General features: G+C 73.8%; 16 protein-coding genes. 6 read left to right on the top strand and 10 right to left on the bottom strand.

Annotated features, from left to right (window positions below; translation table 11 throughout):
• Positions 1-47: 47 nt before the first annotated feature.
• Genes DSM104299_RS06975 through DSM104299_RS06965 form a run of 3 tightly spaced genes read right to left on the bottom strand, consistent with a single transcriptional unit; the run spans position 48 to position 3,250 of the window.
• Positions 48-1,175, bottom strand: coding sequence for an acyl-CoA dehydrogenase family protein (locus tag DSM104299_RS06975; RefSeq protein ID WP_272476571.1), 1,128 nt, complete (start codon positions 1,173-1,175; stop codon positions 48-50).
• Between the two features lie 46 nt (positions 1,176-1,221).
• The gene (locus DSM104299_RS06970; protein ID WP_272476570.1) at positions 1,222-2,076 is read right to left on the bottom strand and encodes an HAD family hydrolase; all 855 of its coding nucleotides are present in this window, start codon (positions 2,074-2,076) and stop codon (positions 1,222-1,224) included.
• Positions 2,060-3,250: an acetyl-CoA C-acetyltransferase gene (locus DSM104299_RS06965; protein WP_272476569.1), complete on the bottom strand. Its 1,191-nt coding sequence runs from the start codon at positions 3,248-3,250 to the stop codon at positions 2,060-2,062. The genes DSM104299_RS06970 and DSM104299_RS06965 overlap by 17 nt, the downstream gene beginning before the upstream one ends.
• 106 nt (positions 3,251-3,356) lie before the next feature.
• Here DSM104299_RS06965 and DSM104299_RS06960 point away from each other — a divergent pair, with 106 nt between their 5' ends.
• Complete coding sequence (locus DSM104299_RS06960; protein ID WP_272476568.1) at positions 3,357-4,847, top strand: leucyl aminopeptidase family protein; 1,491 nt, start codon at positions 3,357-3,359, stop codon at positions 4,845-4,847.
• A gap of 7 nt (positions 4,848-4,854) precedes the next feature.
• Here DSM104299_RS06960 and DSM104299_RS06955 read toward each other — a convergent pair whose 3' ends face one another.
• The gene (locus DSM104299_RS06955; RefSeq protein WP_272476567.1) at positions 4,855-5,586 is read right to left on the bottom strand and encodes a dienelactone hydrolase family protein; all 732 of its coding nucleotides are present in this window, start codon (positions 5,584-5,586) and stop codon (positions 4,855-4,857) included.
• Positions 5,587-5,656: 70 nt separating this feature from the next.
• On the opposite strand from DSM104299_RS06955, the gene DSM104299_RS06950 reads away from it, so the two are divergent.
• The gene (locus tag DSM104299_RS06950) at positions 5,657-6,499 is read left to right on the top strand and encodes a helix-turn-helix transcriptional regulator (RefSeq protein WP_272476566.1); all 843 of its coding nucleotides are present in this window, start codon (positions 5,657-5,659) and stop codon (positions 6,497-6,499) included.
• 12 nt (positions 6,500-6,511) lie between these two features.
• Here the strand turns inward: DSM104299_RS06950 and DSM104299_RS06945 are convergent, their stop codons facing one another.
• Entirely contained in the window at positions 6,512-8,302 is a 1,791-nt protein-coding gene (locus tag DSM104299_RS06945) for an alkaline phosphatase (protein WP_272476565.1), read from the bottom strand.
• Positions 8,303-8,390: 88 nt separating this feature from the next.
• Here DSM104299_RS06945 and DSM104299_RS06940 point away from each other — a divergent pair, with 88 nt between their 5' ends.
• Positions 8,391-9,599 carry a hypothetical protein gene (locus tag DSM104299_RS06940; RefSeq protein WP_272476564.1) on the top strand — a complete coding sequence of 403 codons (1,209 nt, stop codon included), beginning with the start codon at positions 8,391-8,393 and terminating at the stop codon, positions 9,597-9,599.
• An 80-nt stretch (positions 9,600-9,679) separates the two neighbouring features.
• Here the strand turns inward: DSM104299_RS06940 and DSM104299_RS06935 are convergent, their stop codons facing one another.
• Entirely contained in the window at positions 9,680-10,210 is a 531-nt protein-coding gene (locus tag DSM104299_RS06935) for a hypothetical protein (protein WP_272476563.1), read from the bottom strand.
• Between DSM104299_RS06935 and DSM104299_RS29345 the strand changes: the two genes are divergently transcribed.
• On the top strand, positions 10,124-10,492 hold the full coding sequence (locus DSM104299_RS29345; RefSeq protein WP_349294536.1) for a hypothetical protein: 369 nt from the start codon (positions 10,124-10,126) through the stop codon (positions 10,490-10,492). The genes DSM104299_RS06935 and DSM104299_RS29345 overlap by 87 nt on opposite strands.
• On the opposite strand, the gene meaB is transcribed toward DSM104299_RS29345, so the two are convergent.
• Both meaB and DSM104299_RS06925 read right to left on the bottom strand, forming a co-directional pair.
• The gene (meaB, locus tag DSM104299_RS06930) at positions 10,489-11,469 is read right to left on the bottom strand and encodes a methylmalonyl Co-A mutase-associated GTPase MeaB (protein ID WP_272476562.1); all 981 of its coding nucleotides are present in this window, start codon (positions 11,467-11,469) and stop codon (positions 10,489-10,491) included. The two genes, DSM104299_RS29345 and meaB, sit on opposite strands and share 4 nt — an antisense overlap.
• A 21-nt stretch (positions 11,470-11,490) precedes the next feature.
• On the bottom strand, positions 11,491-12,042 hold the full coding sequence (locus DSM104299_RS06925; protein ID WP_272476561.1) for a TetR/AcrR family transcriptional regulator: 552 nt from the start codon (positions 12,040-12,042) through the stop codon (positions 11,491-11,493).
• A gap of 64 nt (positions 12,043-12,106) precedes the next feature.
• Here DSM104299_RS06925 and DSM104299_RS06920 point away from each other — a divergent pair, with 64 nt between their 5' ends.
• Both DSM104299_RS06920 and DSM104299_RS06915 read left to right on the top strand, forming a co-directional pair.
• Positions 12,107-12,775 carry an MBL fold metallo-hydrolase gene (locus tag DSM104299_RS06920; protein WP_272476560.1) on the top strand — a complete coding sequence of 223 codons (669 nt, stop codon included), beginning with the start codon at positions 12,107-12,109 and terminating at the stop codon, positions 12,773-12,775.
• A gap of 25 nt (positions 12,776-12,800) precedes the next feature.
• Positions 12,801-13,490, top strand: coding sequence for an acyltransferase (locus DSM104299_RS06915; RefSeq protein ID WP_272476559.1), 690 nt, complete (start codon positions 12,801-12,803; stop codon positions 13,488-13,490).
• Positions 13,491-13,756: 266 nt separating this feature from the next.
• Here the strand turns inward: DSM104299_RS06915 and DSM104299_RS06910 are convergent, their stop codons facing one another.
• Complete coding sequence (locus DSM104299_RS06910) at positions 13,757-15,160, bottom strand: 1,4-alpha-glucan branching protein domain-containing protein (protein ID WP_272476558.1); 1,404 nt, start codon at positions 15,158-15,160, stop codon at positions 13,757-13,759.
• Positions 15,161-15,162: 2 nt separating this feature from the next.
• Complete coding sequence (locus DSM104299_RS06905; protein ID WP_272476557.1) at positions 15,163-15,951, bottom strand: class I SAM-dependent methyltransferase; 789 nt, start codon at positions 15,949-15,951, stop codon at positions 15,163-15,165.
• Positions 15,952-15,959: the final 8 nt, after the last annotated feature.

The raw sequence follows: 15,959 nt of genomic DNA, 5'->3' as shown, positions 1-15,959 counted from the left end.
GCCAGGTCGTGCGGACGCTGGAGAAGCGCGGGCTGGCCGCGGGCGCGCTAGGCGCTCTCGCGCGCGGCCTCGCCGAGCAGCGCCCGCGCGATGACCAGCCGCTGGATCTCGCTGGTGCCCTCGTAGATCTCGGTGACCTTGGCGTCGCGGTAGTAGCGCTCGGCCGGGAACTCGCGGGTGTAGCCGTAGCCGCCGAGCACCTGGATCGCCTCGCCGGTCCAGACCCGCGCGACGCGCGAGGCGTACAACTTGGCCTGGGCGCCCTCGACCGTGTGCGGGTGGCCGTGCTGCTTGAGGCGCGCGGCGCGCCAGGTCAGCGCGCGGGCCGCCTCGATCTCGGTCTGCATGTCGGCGAGCTTCTGCTGGATCGCGCCGAAGCCGCCGATCGGCCGCCCGAAGGCCTGGCGCTCCTTGGCGTAGGCGGTGGCGACGTCCAGCGCGGCCTGCGCGATCCCGACGGCCTGGGCGGCGATGCCGATGCGCCCACCGTCGAGCGTGGCCAGCGCGATCCGCATCCCGCCGCCGCGGCCGCCGAGCAGCTCGCCGGGCGTGTCCTCGAACGCGAGGTCGGCGGTCGAGGAGGAGTTCAACCCCATCTTCTCCTCCTCGCGCGTGACGCTGAAGCCGGGCGCGCCGCGCCGCACGACGAACGCGCTGGGCTTGTCCGGGTCCTTGGCGAACGCCGTGAAGACGTGGGCGTAGGAGCCGTTGGTGATCCACTGCTTGGTGCCGGTCAGCCGGTCGTCGACCGCGCGGGTGCGCATCGCGCCGGCATCGCTGCCGCTCCCGGACTCGGTCAGCGCGAAGGCGGCGAGCTCGTGGCCCTGGGCCAGCGGCGGGACGAGGCGCTCGATCTGCTCGGGCGTCCCGTTGGCCAGGATCGGCAGCGTGCCCGCGCTCGTGTGGACCGCGACGGTCACGCCGACGCCGGCGTCCGCGCGCGACAGCTCCTCCAAGACCAACACGTAGGACAGGAAGTCCGCCCCCGCGCCCCCGTGCTCCTCCGGCACGCACGCGCCCATCAACCCCAACTCGCCCAGCGCGCCGAACAGCTCCCGCGGGAACGCGTGGTCGCGATCCCAGGCCGCGGCGTGCGGCGCGATCTCCTCGTCGGCGAAACGCCGCGCCAGACCGCGGATCTCCCGCTGCTCATCGGACAGCTCGTGAAGGCTCATGGCTGCATCCCCCTCGATGAGCCCGAGTCGCTCAACTCGTGAAGGCTCACTTCGACCGCACCACCTTGCGTCGCGCCGCGGAGCCGGCCGCGCCCAGCAGCCCGGCGCCGACCAACCCACCCACCATCTTCAGCCGCCCGCTCAACCGATCGAAGCGCAGCACGTCCCAGCCCTCCTCGCGGGCGACCCGCAGCAGCGGCCCGTCCGGGTTGACCGCGACCGGATGCCCGACCGCGCGCAGCATCGGCAGGTCGCTCTCGGAATCCGAGTAGGCATAGGACTCGCCCAGGTCGATCCCCGCCTCCTCGGCCAGCGCGCGCATCACCGTCGGCTTGCCCTCCCGGTAGGCGAACGGCCCGGAGAGCCGGCCCGTGTAGAGACCCTCGGCGTCGGTCTCCAACGGCGTGCCGAGGCCGCCGTCGAAGCCCAGCACGTGGGCGATCATCGACGCGGTGTCCTGCGTGGCCGCCGTGACGATGTAGACCGGCCGGCCCTCGTCCTGATGGCGCCACGCGATCTCGAGCATCTGCGGGTACAGCCGCGGGAGCACGCCGGCGAGCACCTGCGGCCCGAGCCGCTGGAACTCCAGCGCGCGGCGGCCCTCGAGCATCGCGCCGACGCGCAGCATCACGCGGTCGGTCGACGCGTCGGTGGAGCCGCGCAGGCGGAACTTCACGTTCTCCCACCCGTCCAGCGCCAGGCGCCGCCGCGAGATCATCCCTGCCCGCGCGGCGGCCCGGGCCCAGAAGAACCCGGAGGACCCCGACATCAGGGTCCGATCCAAGTCGAAGAAGGCGGCCGACGCTCGCCCAGGGGGCGAGGTCGGCGGCGCGAACTCGCCCAGGGGCTCGTTCGCGCGCCCTTGGCGAGGCTGCTCGCCGTCCTTACTTCCCGTTGCCATGGACACGGAGGATGACGGCGTCGCCCTGGCCTCCGCCCGAGCAGATCGCCGCCACGCCGAGGCCGCCGCCGCGCCGGCGCAGCTCGTGGACGAGCACGCCGAGGATGCGGGCGCCGCTGGCGCCGATCGGATGGCCGAGCGCGACCGCGCCGCCGTTGACGTTGACGCGGTCCTCCTCGATGCCGAGCTCGCGGATCGACTGCAGCGTCACGGAGGCGAAGGCCTCGTTGATCTCCCACAGGTCGATGTCGCCGGGCTGCAGCCCGGCCTTGTCGAGCGCCTTCTTGGCGGCGCCGGCGGGCGTCGTGGCGAGGTAGGCGAAGTCGTTGGCGAACTGCGCATGGCCGACGACCTCGGCGAGGACGGTCTTGCCGTTCGCCTCGGCCCACTCGTCGGAGCTGAGGACGATCGCGCCGCCGCCGTCGTTGACGCCCGGCGAGTTGCCGGCGGTGTGCGAGCCCTCCTTGCCGACCAGGCCCGGGAGCTTGGACAGCGCCTCCAGCGACGAGCCGCGGCGCGGGCCCTCGTCGACCTCCACGACCGTCTCGCCCTTGCGCGACGTGATCGTCACGGGGACGATCTCGTCGGCCATGCGGCCCTCGTCGATTGCCTGGAGCGCCAGCTCGTGGCTGCGCAGCGCCCAGCGGTCGAGGTCGGGGCGCGTGAGCTCGAGCTCGTCGCCGACCTCGGTCGCCTCGACGAACATCTGCTTGCCGCTGAAGGGGTTGGTGAGGCCGTCGTGGACCATCGAGTCCAGCGCCTTGGCGTCGCCCATCCGGTAGCCGAAGCGGGCCTGCGGCAGCAGGTACGGCGCGCCGGACATCGACTCCATGCCGCCGCCGACGCCGACGGTGACGTCCCCGGCGCGGATCGCCTGGTCGAGGATCACGGTGGCGCGCAGGCCGGAGGCGCAGACCTTGTTGACGGTCTCGGACGAGACGCCCTTCGGGATGCCGGCCTTGATCTGGGCCTGGCGCGAGGGCACCTGGCCCTGGCCGGCCTGGATGACCTGGCCCATCACGACATGATCGACCTGGTCGGGCGCGACGTCCGCGCGCTCCAGCGCGGCGGTGATGGCGGTCGCGCCGAGGTCGGTCGCGTCGACGGAGGACAGGCCGCCGCCGAGCTTCCCGATCGGGGTGCGCGCGGCGCCGAGGATGACGGTCTTGGGCATGCGGTTTCTCGGTCTTTCTCGGTCTGGTCAGGACAGATGGAGTCGGAACGGTAACGAGTGAGGGTCGACGCGGGGATCCCGCGTCGATCCTCTAGCGTGCCCGGCCATGCGCGTGACCGCCACCACCGAGGCCGCGGCGTCGACCGCGGCCGACACGATCGTCGTCGGGCTCGTCGAGGGCGAGGGGGTTCCGCACGACGTCGAGGACGGCGCGTTGGGCGCGCTCGTGGAGTCCGGCGAGGCCAAGGCGGCGCCGCGGTCGCTGGCCGTCGCCCACGCGGCCGGCAAGCGCTGGATCCTGGTCGGGCTCGGGGCGCGGGCCACGCTGGACGCCGAGGGGCTGCGGCTCGCGGCGGCGGCCGCGCACGGGCGCGCCAAAGACGTCGGCGCGCGGGTGCTGTGCTGGGAGCTGCCGCACAAGGCGCGCGAGCACGATCCGGCGCGGGCGGTCGTCGAGGGCACGCTGATGGCGGCCTACGCGTTCACCGCGTTCAAGTCGACGAGCAAGGACGAGGACGGCGGCGGTATCGAGGAGCTGATCGTCTCCGACCACGCCGACCCGTCCGCGGCGGTGGCGCGAGCCGAGGTCGTGACGCGCGCGGTCAACGCGGCGCGCGACCTCCAGAACACGCCGGCCAACCACCTGACGCCGACCGCGCTGGGCGAGCGCGCGCAGGCGCTGGCCGTGGCGCACGACGCGCTGACCTGCGAGGTCGTCGGCCGCGAGGAGATCGTGGCGCGCGGCATGGGCGCGTTCGCCGCCGTGGCGGCGGGCAGCGACGAGGAGCCGGCGCTGATCACGCTGCGCTACGAGCCGACCGACGACGTCGCCGCCGACACGCCCCTGCTCGGCTACGTCGGCAAGGGCGTCACCTTCGACGCCGGCGGGATCTCGATCAAGCCCGCGAGCGGCATGGCGGACATGAAGTTCGACATGACGGGCGCGGCCGCCGTCATCGAGTCGCTCGGCGCGATCGCGGAGCTCGGGCTGCCGGTCCGCGTGGTCGGCGTGGTCGGCGCGACCGAGAACCTGCTCGGGCCCGCGGCGATGAAGCCCGGCGACGTGTTCACGACCGCCGAAGGGCTGACCGTCCAGGTCGACAACACCGACGCCGAGGGCCGCCTGGTCCTGGCCGACTGCCTGCACCACGCGCGCGCGCTCGGCGCCGAGCGGCTGGTCGACGTGGCGACGTTGACCGGGGCGATCATGTCGACGCTCGGCCGGATCTACTCGGGCTACTGGGCCGACGACGAGGCGTGGGCCGCCGACCTCGCCGGCGCGGCCGAAGATGCCGGCGAGCTGATCTGGCGCATGCCGCTGCACGAGCGCTACGCCGAGCTGGTGAAGGGCTCGACGGCCGACGTCGCCAACCTGTCGCCGGCGCGCACCGGCGCGTCCTGCACGGCCGCGGAGTTCCTGCATCGCTTCACCGGCGGCGTGCCGTGGGCGCACCTCGACATCTGCGGGACCGGCTGGGACGGCGGCCGCGCCTATGCGCCGAAGGGCGGCACGGGCGTGATGGTCCGGACGCTCGTCGCGCTGGCGGAGCGCACGGCGGCGGCGGCCGCGGCGCCCGAGCCGGCGAACGTGGACTGAGCGAGTCCTACAACTCGCTCGCCAGCAGCGCGTCGATGCGGGACCACGCGTCGCGCGCCGCATCGGGGTCGTAGGTCGCGCGCTGCTCGCACAGGAAGCCGTGCTGCGCGGTCGGGTACGTGACTGCCGCGTGGTCGATCCCGTGTTCCTGTAGGGCTTGCTCGACCGCCGCGGACTGCGCCGGGTCGACCGCGTGGTCGGCGCCGGCGACGAGCAGCAGCATCCGGGCCGTGATCGACGGCGTGAGCGTCACGGTCGGCTCGGGGCGGCTGAGCGGGATGTCGGTCGTCGGGATCCAGCCGCCGTAGGCGACGACGACCGCGGCCAGGTCGTCGCGCTGGGTCGCGGTGAGGTAGGCGACGTGGCCGCCCATGCTGAGGCCGAGGAGCGCGATCCGCTCGCAGCCGAGCGCGCGCAGGTGGGCGATCGCTCGGTCGGCGTCGGCGAGCACCCCGTCGCGGGTCAGGTCGTCCAGGAGCGCGAAGCCACGTGTGCGGCCGGCGTCGTCGTGGGCCAGCTCCAGCGCCGGGTCGGTGCGATGGTGCAGGTTGGGGGCGATGGCGATGCGGCCGGTCGCGGCGAGCCGGTCGGTCACGGCGCGCACGTGGGTGGTGAGCCCGAAGAGCTCGTGGAAGACGACGACGCCGGCGGTGCGCGCCACGCCGGGCGCCGCCGGTCGGGCCACGTAGGCGTCGATCTCCGGGTCGCGTTCGGTGAGGATCTGGGCCGGACCGAGCATCGCCACCGAGGCTAGGCGCGGGCGGCGCTCGCATCCGGGGCACGTTCTTGCTGGTATTGGCGGTGCCAGGATGAGCGACGCCACCATCAACGCGCGGGCCCGTGAGCTCGGCGACCTGCTCCGCGCCCGCCGCGGCGCGCTGCAGCCCGCGGACGTCGGGCTGCCCGACGGCGCGCCGCGCCGGCGGACGACCGGCCTGCGGCGCGAGGAGGTCGCGCGGCTCGCGGCGATCTCGCCGACCTACTACACGTTCCTGGAGCAGGGCCGCGACATGCGCCCGTCGCGGCAGGTGCTCGACGCGCTGGCCACCGCGTTGCGCCTCGACGAGGCCGAGCGCGCGCACCTCCACGCGCTGGTGCACGACGCGCCGCCGTCGACGACGGACTCCGAGGCCGGCGAGCAGGTCGATGACGAGGTCGTCGCGCTCGTCGCGCGCCTCGACCCGCACCCCGCCTACGTCACCGGTCGGCGCTGGGACGTCCTCGCGGCCAACCGCGCGGCGCGGGCGCTGTGGACCGACTGGCCGGCGCGCGCGCCGCAGGAGCGCAACATGGTGTGGTTCATGCTGTGCGACCCGCAGGCCCGTGAGGTCTTCGTCGACTGGGAGGCCGAGGCCGGCGCGCAGCTCGCGCGCTTCCGCGCCGCCGCGGCGCGGCACGCCGACGACCCGACGTTCGCCGAGCTGATCGCCCGGCTGCACGCGTCGAGCCCGGAGATGCGCGCGTGGTGGCCGCGGCACGCGATCGCCCCGCTGGGCGGCGGACGCAAGCGACTGCGCCATCCCGCGCTCGGCGAGCTCGAGCTCCGGCACACCGTGCTCAACGTCGCCGACGCGCCCGAGCAGAAGCTCGTGGCCTTCCGGGCCGCCTCGGCCGACGCCACGCGGATCGCCGCGCTCGTCGACCGGGGCTGACGCACCCGAGGCCTACTTCTTGAGGCGGATCGACGACGACTTGGTCGTCGTGCCGCCGGTGCCCTTCGCGGTGACCGTGATGCGCACCACGCCCGGCTTGGCCTTGACCGCCCGCAGGCGGGCGCTGCCGCCGGAGGGCCGGAGCTTCTTGGTGGTGATGGTCTTCGCGCCCTGCTTGAGCGTGACCGTCACGGTCTTGGCGTCGACCGCCACGACCGAGACCGCGACGCCGCCGGCGCGCGTCGCGCCGGCGCCGACCGCCAGGCCCACGCGCGGCTTGCCGACCCTGGCCGGGACGGGGACCGTCTTGGTCGGGCCCGTGACCGTCGTCGTGTTCGTCACCGTGGTGGTGGTCGACGGCGCCGACTGCGCGTCCTTGGCCCCACGGAGCAGGTCGAACAGGTCGGTGTGGTCATTGGTGCCGAGGACCGCGGAGCCCTGCGGCCCGATGGCCCAGACGGGGACGACGGCGCCGGTGTGCTGCTGGCTGGGCGGGCTCGCGAGCGGGGCGCTGCCCGACCCGCCGTAGCCGGCGGTGCCGTAGGTCAGCGACAGCGTCTGGCCGTCCTTGGTGGTGACGTTGGTCGAGTAGCCGGTCGGCAGTCCGGTGCTCGAGGCGTCCTCGGACACGATCTGGCTCGTGTGCGAGTGGTCGGCGGTGACGACGACGAGCGTGTCGGGATGGGTCTTCTGGTAGTCCAGCGCGACGCCGATCGCCTTGTCGAAGGCCACGGTCTCGCCGAGCTGGCCGCACGCGTTGGTGGCGTGGTCCTGCTTGTCGATCGACGCGCCCTCGACCTGGAGCAGGAACCCCTTGTCGTTCTCGAGCAGGGACAAGGCCTTGGTCGTCATGTCCGCGAGGCTCGGCTCGTTGGCGGGGCGGTTGGTCTCCGCGCACGCGGCGGGCGCGTTGCCCTTGCCGAGGCTGGCGGCAGGGCCGCTCCACTCCACGGTCATGTTGGAGGGGTGGAACAGCCCGAGCACCGGCTTGCTCTTGTCGGTGACGCCCGCCAGGCCGGCGGCGTCGGTGACGTACTGGTAGCCCTGGCGCTGCGCGGACTCGATCACGGACTTGCCGTCGTCGGGGCCACCGGAGATGAGGTTCGCGCCATGGGAGGGATTGGTGGCCGAGAAGCGGTCGCGCCCGCCGCCGAGGAGGACATCCACCTTGTGGTCGACCTCCTGCTCGGCGATCGAGCCCTTGCCGCCCGCGGACTTGGCCGCGTACTCGCAGTGGACCGCCGGGAGGTCGTTCGGACCGCCGCAGTTGCGGTTGTTGATGTGCGAGGCGAGCACGGCGGGCGTCGCGTCGGTGAGGTCGGCCGTCGTCACGTCGCCGACCTTCTTGCCCGCGTCCTGCGCGTACTCGAGGATCGTCTTGTAGTCCTCGCCCGGGACGTTGAGCGCGGTCGACGGCCCTTGCGAGATGCGCTCGTCCACCGTCTTCTTGCCGGTCGCCCACTGCGTGCCGGTGGAGGCCGAGTCCGGGTCGTAGTCGACCTGGTACGGCGCGACGGCACCGAACTTGTAGGTGTAGTTGGTGTCGAACCCGGTGAACGGCATCCGGTCGACGTTCAGCTTGTTCGCGGCGCCCTGGTAGTACCGGGCGGCCGTGATCTCCTGGGTCCCCATGCCGTCACCCAGCAGGAAGATGACGTTCTTGGGCTTGGCGCCGTTGAGCTGGGCGCGAACGTCGTTGGTCGGGTTGCTCGTGCCGCCGACCGCGAAGGAGGCGCCGGCGCCGAGCACGACGATGGCCCCGAGCCCACCGAGGGTGAGCGGGAGGCGGGATGGTCTTCTCATGCGGCGGACCTAAGCCGATCGAGACGCGCGCGTGGTGAACGCGCTGTGAACCGTCGGCCGGGCGACGGGCTTGACGTAGGGTCCGCCCATGCTGTCCGCCCTCCGGCGAGCCCTGCCGCTGTGGCTCGTGCTCGTCGCCGCGTACGCGGTCACGCTCGCCGTGCCCGGCGGGCCGACCGGGCACGGGCGGTTCAGCGCGCCCGAGGCGCACCGGCTGCTGGCGGCCGAGTCGCTGGTCAGCGACGGCGACGTCGACCTGCGCGACGAGTACGCCACGCGCGCCTACCGGGACTGGTACGCCGGCACGTTGACGCCGGCGGCCGCGCCGACCGAGGGGCGGCTCGTCGAACCTGTAGGCCTTGGCTTCACGCTCGTGATCGCGCCGGCCTACCGGGTGGCCGGGCCGGACGGCGTGCGCGTGTTCTTGATGATGATCGCCGCCCTCGGGTTCTGCCTGGCGGCGGCGCTGGGGCGTGCGCTGGTGCCCGAGCCGTGGGCGACGCGCGCGGCGCTGGTCGTCGGGCTGTCGCCGCCGGCGGTGGGCGCGGCGACGGCGGTCGCGCCGGCGCTGGTCGGGGCGACGGTGCTCGCGGGCGCCGCGCTGCTGGCGCTGCGCGTGCGGGCGGCGCCAGGGCGGGCATTGGCGTTCTGGGGCGCCGCGCTGGTGGCGGCGCTGCCGTGGCTGGCGACCGAGCTCGTCGCGCCCGCCGTCGTGATCGCCGTCGCCATGTCGCGCTGGCTGCGTCGCCGCCAGCGCGGGCTGTCGGGCTTCATCGCGCTGGAGGTCGCGCTGACGTCGGCCGTGGTCTACATCACCGTGAGCGACCGGCTCTACGGCGGGCTGACCCCGCACGACGTGGCGCGCGACGGCGCGACCGGCGCCTCCGGCCTCGCCGAGCACCTCGAGCGCGCGCCGCGGCTGGTCGGCGTGTGGATCGGCGACGAGGGCTTGTTGGTGTGGTCGCCGTTCCTGCTGCTGGCCTTCGTGGCGCTGTGGCGGCTCTGGCGCTCCCGCCGCGAGCGGCTCGCGGTCGCGGTGTCCGGGCAGGTCGACGTCGAGGTGACGGCGACCTTCCTCGCGCTGATCGCGCTCGCCGTCGCCCTCACCGCGACCTTCGCCGCGCCGTCGCTGGACGGCGGCGGCCGCTCCTGGATGCACGTCCGCCACATGCTGCCCGCGCTGCCGCCGCTCGCCGCGCTCAGCGCGTGGGGCTGGCGCTTCGCGCCGCGCAGCGGCGTCGTGCTGGCCGCGCTCACCGTCGGCGCGAGCGTCGCCCTGGTGGCGACGCACCTCTGAGCGGGGCGCGGTTGCGCGAGACTGCGCGCGATGGCGTCCTCCCTCCCGTACCTGTCGGCCGACGACGTCGCCGCGCTCGGCTACGCCGCGGCGGCCGACGCCCTGGAGGCGGCGTTGCGCGCCGGCTTCGATCCGGAGACCGACCCGCCTCGCAGCGCGATCGCCGTCGGTGCGGGCGAGTTGTTGGTGATGCCCTCGGCGGCGGGCGGGGCGGCGGCGGTCAAGCTCGTCACGGTCGGCGGGGACCCGCGGATCCAGGGCGTCTGCGTGGTCTTCGACCCGGACACGCTGGCGCCGGTCGCGGTTGTCGATGGCATTGCCTTGACGAACCTGCGACCGCCGCGGTCAGCGCGCTGGCGGTCCGCCGGCTCGCGGCACCGGACCCGCGGCGGCTGCTCGTCTTCGGGCGCGGCCCGCAGGGGCGCGCGCACGTCGCGGCCATCCAGGAGGTCGCGCCGACGATCGACGATGTTGAGGTCGTCGGTCGCGACAGCGGGCCGCCGGACGTCGCCGCGGCCGACGTCATCGTCTGCGCCACCACCGCCCGGGCGCCGCTGTTCGACGGCGCGCATGTCGCCGATCACGCCCTCGTCGTCGCGATCGGCTCGCACGAACCGGATGCGCGCGAGCTCGACACGGGGCTCATGCGCCGGGCTCAAGTTGTCGTCGAAGCGCGCGCGTCGGCGCTGCGCGAGGCAGGCGACGTCCTGCGCGCCGGCCTTGGCGCGACCGACGTCACCACGCTCGCCGAAGCCGCCCCACCCGACCTCACACGGCCCCGCGTCTTCAAGTCCACCGGGATGGCCTGGGAGGACGCGGTGGTCGCGGCCGCCCTGGTCCGTCAGATGGGTCGTTCCGCGAGACGGTCCGGGCCCGCGGAAGAACCCATCTAGCCCTCAGCCCGCTCGCGCGACGCCGCCGCCGCGTCCAGGCGCTCGAGGATGCGGGTCGCGGCGGTCGCCGGGTCGAGCTTGCGCGCGACGACCTCCTCCAGCAGCTCCGCGAACGTCGTGTCCGCGTCGAGCTGCTCCTCCAGCCGGCGGCGCAGGCGGAACGTGCAGATCGCGACGACCTCGCTGCGCAGGTTGCGCCGCCGCCGCTCGCTCAGCGTCCCCTCGGCCTCGATGAACGCGCGGTGCTCGTCGAGCTTGGCGATCAGCTCGTCGACGCCGGTGCCCTTGTGCGCCTCGGTCTTGATGATCGGGACGCGCCAGCCGCGCTGCGGCGCCAGCGACAGCACGCCGCGGATCTCGCGGACCATCGTGTCGGTCAGCGGGTGGTCGGCCTTGTTGACGACGATGATGTCCGGGATCTCCATTACGCCGGCCTTCAGCGCCTGGATGCTGTCGCCGGATCCGGGCATCAGGACCAACACGATGGTGTCGGCGTGGTCGATGATGTCGACCTCGGCCTGGCCGACGCCGACGGTCTCGAGGAACACGTCGTCCTTGCCGGCGGCGTCCATCAGCAGCGCGGCCTGCAGCGCGGCCTCGCTCAGGCCGCCCAGCGCGCCGCGGTTGGCCATCGAGCGGATGAAGACGCCCGGGTCGAGGAAGTGGTCGGTGAGCCGGATGCGGTCGCCGAGCAGCGCGCCCTGCGTGAACGGCGACGACGGGTCGATCGACAGCACGGCGACCTCGCGCTCCTGCGCGCGCCGCGCCTTGGTCAGCGCGCCGATCAGCGTCGACTTGCCCGCGCCGGGCGCGCCGGTCAGCCCGACGATCGCGGCATGACCAGTGTGCGGGAAGACCTCGCGCACGAGCTTCCAGCCCGCGGGATCATCGCTCTCGACGAGCGTGATCGCGCGCGCCAACGCACGCTTGTCCCCGTCGAGCAACCGTTGGGCGAGGGTCTGCTGAGCCTGCGACATGAGCGCCGCATGATGCCGAACTCAGGGAATCAACTGCTCGGCGATGTGCTTGGCGAGCGCCTGCTGGTCGCCGAGGAGCTCGGGTGCGTCGCGGCTGAGGTGGGCGCGGCCGACGTAGGCGCTGTAGACCAGCAGCGCTTGGCGGCGGGCTCGGGCGCGGCTCAGGCCGAGCTCACGGAAGGCCTTGGCCGCGAAGGCGACGCGCTGCTCCGCGGCCCGCGCGACCGCCGCCGCGACGACCGGCTCGTCGACGGCGTCGAGCATCCGGATGAAGATCGACGGCGGCTTGCCGCTCGCCGCGGCCAGCAGGGCGAGCAGGCGCTCGCGTGGGTCCTCGACCTGCGCGAGCCGCTCCAGCGGCCCGTCGACGTGCAGCCGCTCCCAGCGCGCGACCGTCGCCGCGATCAGGTCCTGGCGGGTCTTGAAGTGCCAGTAGAACGAGCCCTTGGTCACGCCGAGCGTCCGCGCCAGCGGCTCGACGGCGAGCGCGCCGAGCCCGCCGCGCTCCAGCGCGTCGAGCGCCGCCGCCTCCCAGCGCTCGCGGTCCAGGCTGCTGTCGTCCTTGGGCGTCATGCGTGCCGCAACCATACGGCACCGTATTGACAAGGCGATCTCCATACGCCACCGTATGGCCATCATGCTCCAGCTCGCACCCGGCCTCGCCACCCTCCCCAGCCGCCCCGCCCACGCGTTCAACGTCCACTTGGCGGGCGGGACGATCGTCGACGCCGCCACCCGCCACGCCGCCACGCGGATCCTGCGCGCGGTCAAGGACACCAAGATCACCGCGCACGCCGTCACGCACGGCCACTCCGACCACCAGGGCTCCAGCGCCGCGCTGGTCGACGCGCTCGGCGTGCCGTTCTGGGCGCCCGCCGCCGAGGCCGACGCGCTGCGCGCGGGCGACAACACCGCGCTGAGCCACGACAACGTGATCACGCGCTGGCAGCGCAAGCACTGGATGGGGCCGGCCGTCGAGGTCGACCGCGAGCTGCGCGAGGGCGACGCGCTCGACGCCGGCTTCGTCGTCCTGGAGACCCCGGGCCACTCCCCCGGCCACCTGTCCTACTGGCGCGAGGAGGACCGGACGCTGATCGCCGGCGACGTCCTCTTCGGCCGCCATCCGATCACGGGCCGGCCCGGCCTGCACGAGCCGCCGGAGCGCTTCACGCTCGACGTCGCCCGCAACCGCGCGTCGATCCGCCGCGTCGCCGCGCTGCGCCCGAAGCTCATGGTCTTCGGCCACGGCCAGCCGCACCGCGACCCCGACGCGCTGGAGCGGTTCGCGGCGGCCCTCCCCGCGTAGCGTCCCTCAGCTAGCCTCCATAGGCGTGGAACCGGTCCTGTCCCCGTCGTCGATCGCGTCCCCACCCGCCCCGCCGCTGCACCTGCGCGGCGACCCGCCGCCCCTGTCCGGCGGCGCGATCGCCCTGCTGCGCTTCGCCAGGCGCAACGGCATGCTCAACCGCAAGTACGCCCGGCTGATGGTGCGTCTGGCGTACTACAAGCTCAAGCACCGCAGCCGGCTCCAGCTCGACGGCCCGGCATTCATCGGCCCGGACGTCGTGCTGGAGATCGGCAAGGGCGCGACGCTGCGCCTCGGCCGCTGGTCCTGGATCGGGCACGGCTGCAAGATCCGCGTGCACGAGGGCCACTGCGAGGTCGGCGCGAAGACCGTGATGGGCCAGGAGTGCACGATCTCCGCCTTCCAGAACGTGTCGATCGGCCGCGAGTGCATCCTCGCCGACCGCGTGATGCTGATCGACTTCGACCACGGCGTCGTCGAGGTCGAGCGCCCGATCCGCGACCAGGGCATCTACAAGCGCGACGTCCGCGTCGGCCACAACGTGTGGGTCGGCTACGGCGCCTGCTTCCTGCGCGGCGCGACCGTCGGCGACAACTGCGTCGTCGGGACGAACTCGGTGGTGACGAAGGACGTCCCGGCCAACGCGGTGATCGCGGGAGCGCCGGCGAGGCTGCTGCGGATGCGGGACGAGCCGGTGTCGCTGCGGTGGGCTTGAGGCGACGCGCCGGGGCGGGCGGTTCGGGGCCGAAGCGTGCTCGATCGCGTCAAGTCCGCCTATGCCGCGGACTTCACGCGATCCATGGCGAACGACCCGGCAATTCGGCCCCGAACCCCGCCCCCCGCGCTGCCACCAGGACGAGCCACACCAGCCCCGGTCGCGCCGCCTTCCCGCTCTCACGCCCTCGATGACGGACGAACCACGCGCCGCAGCGCCACCAAGCGCGCCGTACTGGTGACCAACCAACGCCGGCGCGCACCCGCCTACGCCACCAACAACATCCCCGGATCACCAAACGGCGCCAGCGCCCGAACCGCCGGATCCTCCACGCCCGGCGCCTTCAGCGCCGCCTCCAGCCCCGCCAGATGGCCACCCGCCCGCTCCCGCGGATACGGCCCGGCGATGTCGCGGGTCGCCAGGAACGCCCAGTCCGACGACTGCAGCGCGAGCAGCTCCCGGACGGCGCGCGCGTCGAGCGCGCCGCGGACGCCCGCCGCGACCGCGCGCAGCTCGGCGTCGCGTGCCGCGAAGGCCAGGTCGGCCACCTGTGGCCCGTCCCACGTCCACAGCGTGCGCGGCGTTCCCCAGCTCGTCGCCGGCAGGTCGTCCGGCGCCGCCACGACCCGCTGATCGCGCAGCGCGGCGTCGAGCCCGACGATCTCCAGCCCGGCGCGGGGGGCCTCGTCGAGGACCGCGCGCAGCCAGTACAGGCCCTCGTACCAGTGGTGGCCGAGCAGCTCGGTGTCCAGCGCGCAGACGCTCAGCCCGCCGCCCGCGACGCGCTCGCGGACGCGCGCCACGAAGTCCCGGGCGTCGGCCACCGCCTGCTCGCGCGCCCGGTCGCGGTCGTACACCGCGCCGTCGTTGGCCCACGGGTTGTGATGGTGGACGGTCTTGCGGTGCGAGTCCCGGTAGGCGGCGCCCGCCGGGTAGCCGCCCTCGCTCCACACGAGCTCGATGACCGGACGGTCGATCGGCACCAGCAGCGGCCCGTCGCTCGTGGCCAGCGGCGTGCGCGCGTTCGGCAGGACGTCGGTGAGGTCGACGCACGTCGCGTGCACGCCGGCCTCCTCGAGCAGCGGATGCAGCCACGGCGCGTGCGCGCACTCCGGCAGCCAGAAGCCACCGCCCCACTCGGTCTCCCGCCGCGCGCGATGCGCCGCGATCCCGGCCCGCAGCTGCAGGCGCACGCCGGCGTCGGTCGCGACGAGCGGCAGCACGGCGTGCGTGGCCGACGACGTCCAGGCCCCGTGCGCCAGCAGCGCGCGGGCCAGGCCGCCGTCGCCCAGCGCGTCGAGCGCGGCGGCGGCGCGCGCGTAGTCGCCGCCCGCGCGCTCGACCTCGTCGCCCAGCGCCGGCTCCCCGCTCTCGCGGCAGCCGGCGGCGTCCAGCGCGTGCGTCGTCGCTCGCATCTCGCGCAGGAACGCCAGCAGCCGCTCGTGGACGCCGGGCGCGCCGAGCTGGTCGGCGAGCACCGGTGTGACCGACAGCGTGACACCGTCGCCGCCCGGACCGTCCAACACCTCCAACAACGGGACGTACACCGTCGCCGCCGCCTCGAACAGCCACTCCTCGCCGAAGGGCCACGTCCCGAAGCCCTCGACGTAGGGCATGTGCGAGTGCAGGACGATCGCCAGGCGACCGTCGGCGCGGGCGGACGGGGCCACGTTCACGGCCGGCAGACGGCCACGAAGTCCAGCGCCCCCTCCAGCGGCCGCTCCGTGGTCAAGATGAAGTCCTTGGCCGAGATCGCCGGCGTGAACCGGTCGTAGAACCGCTTGGTGATCCCGAGCCGCTTGTGGATCGCGTCCCACCCGAGCTTCTTGATGGCGAGCTCGTGGACGGCGAGCTTGCGCGCGTGGAACAGCCCGTAGACCTCCACCGACGCGAAGTGCGCCGCGCACAGCGCCCGGAACTCCTCCGGCCGGTACTCCTTGATGTGCCAGGGGTTCTCGGACTTCTCGGCGCCCTCGGGCGCGAGCGTCAGCAGGTTCGGCGTCGAGACGACCACCAGCGGCGAGGCCGATTCCGAGATGATGGCCTTGAAGTGCTCGAGCACCTCGTCAGGGTTGCGGACGTGCTCGATCGTCTGGAGGAACACCACCGCGTCGGCGGGCTCGCCGAACGTCTCGACGAGGTCGCGCGCGAAGCGGACGTTGCCGGTCGTGTACCGCAGCCGCGCGTGCTCGTGGGCCTCCGGGTTGGCGTCGACGCCGACGACCTCGCCGGCCGCGGCGCCCAGCACCGAGCTGCCGTAGCCCTCGCCGCAGGCCATGTCGATGACCTTCAGGCCACCGACCCGCTCGCGGATCCACTCGTAGACCACCAGGTGGCGGCGGTACCAGTAGTTCTCCTCCGGGACGTCGGGCAGCGTGCGCTCCCCGGTCAGCGCCAGCGGCGGGACGCCCTGGGGCTGGTCGCGTTGGAGGTACAGCGGCTGCTCGGCGGGCTCGGACATGCGAGGCG

This window comes from Baekduia alba, assembly GCF_028416635.1.
In the GTDB taxonomy this organism is placed as follows: domain Bacteria; phylum Actinomycetota; class Thermoleophilia; order Solirubrobacterales; family Solirubrobacteraceae; genus Baekduia; species Baekduia alba.
This window is presented reverse-complemented; position numbering and strand designations above follow the sequence as displayed.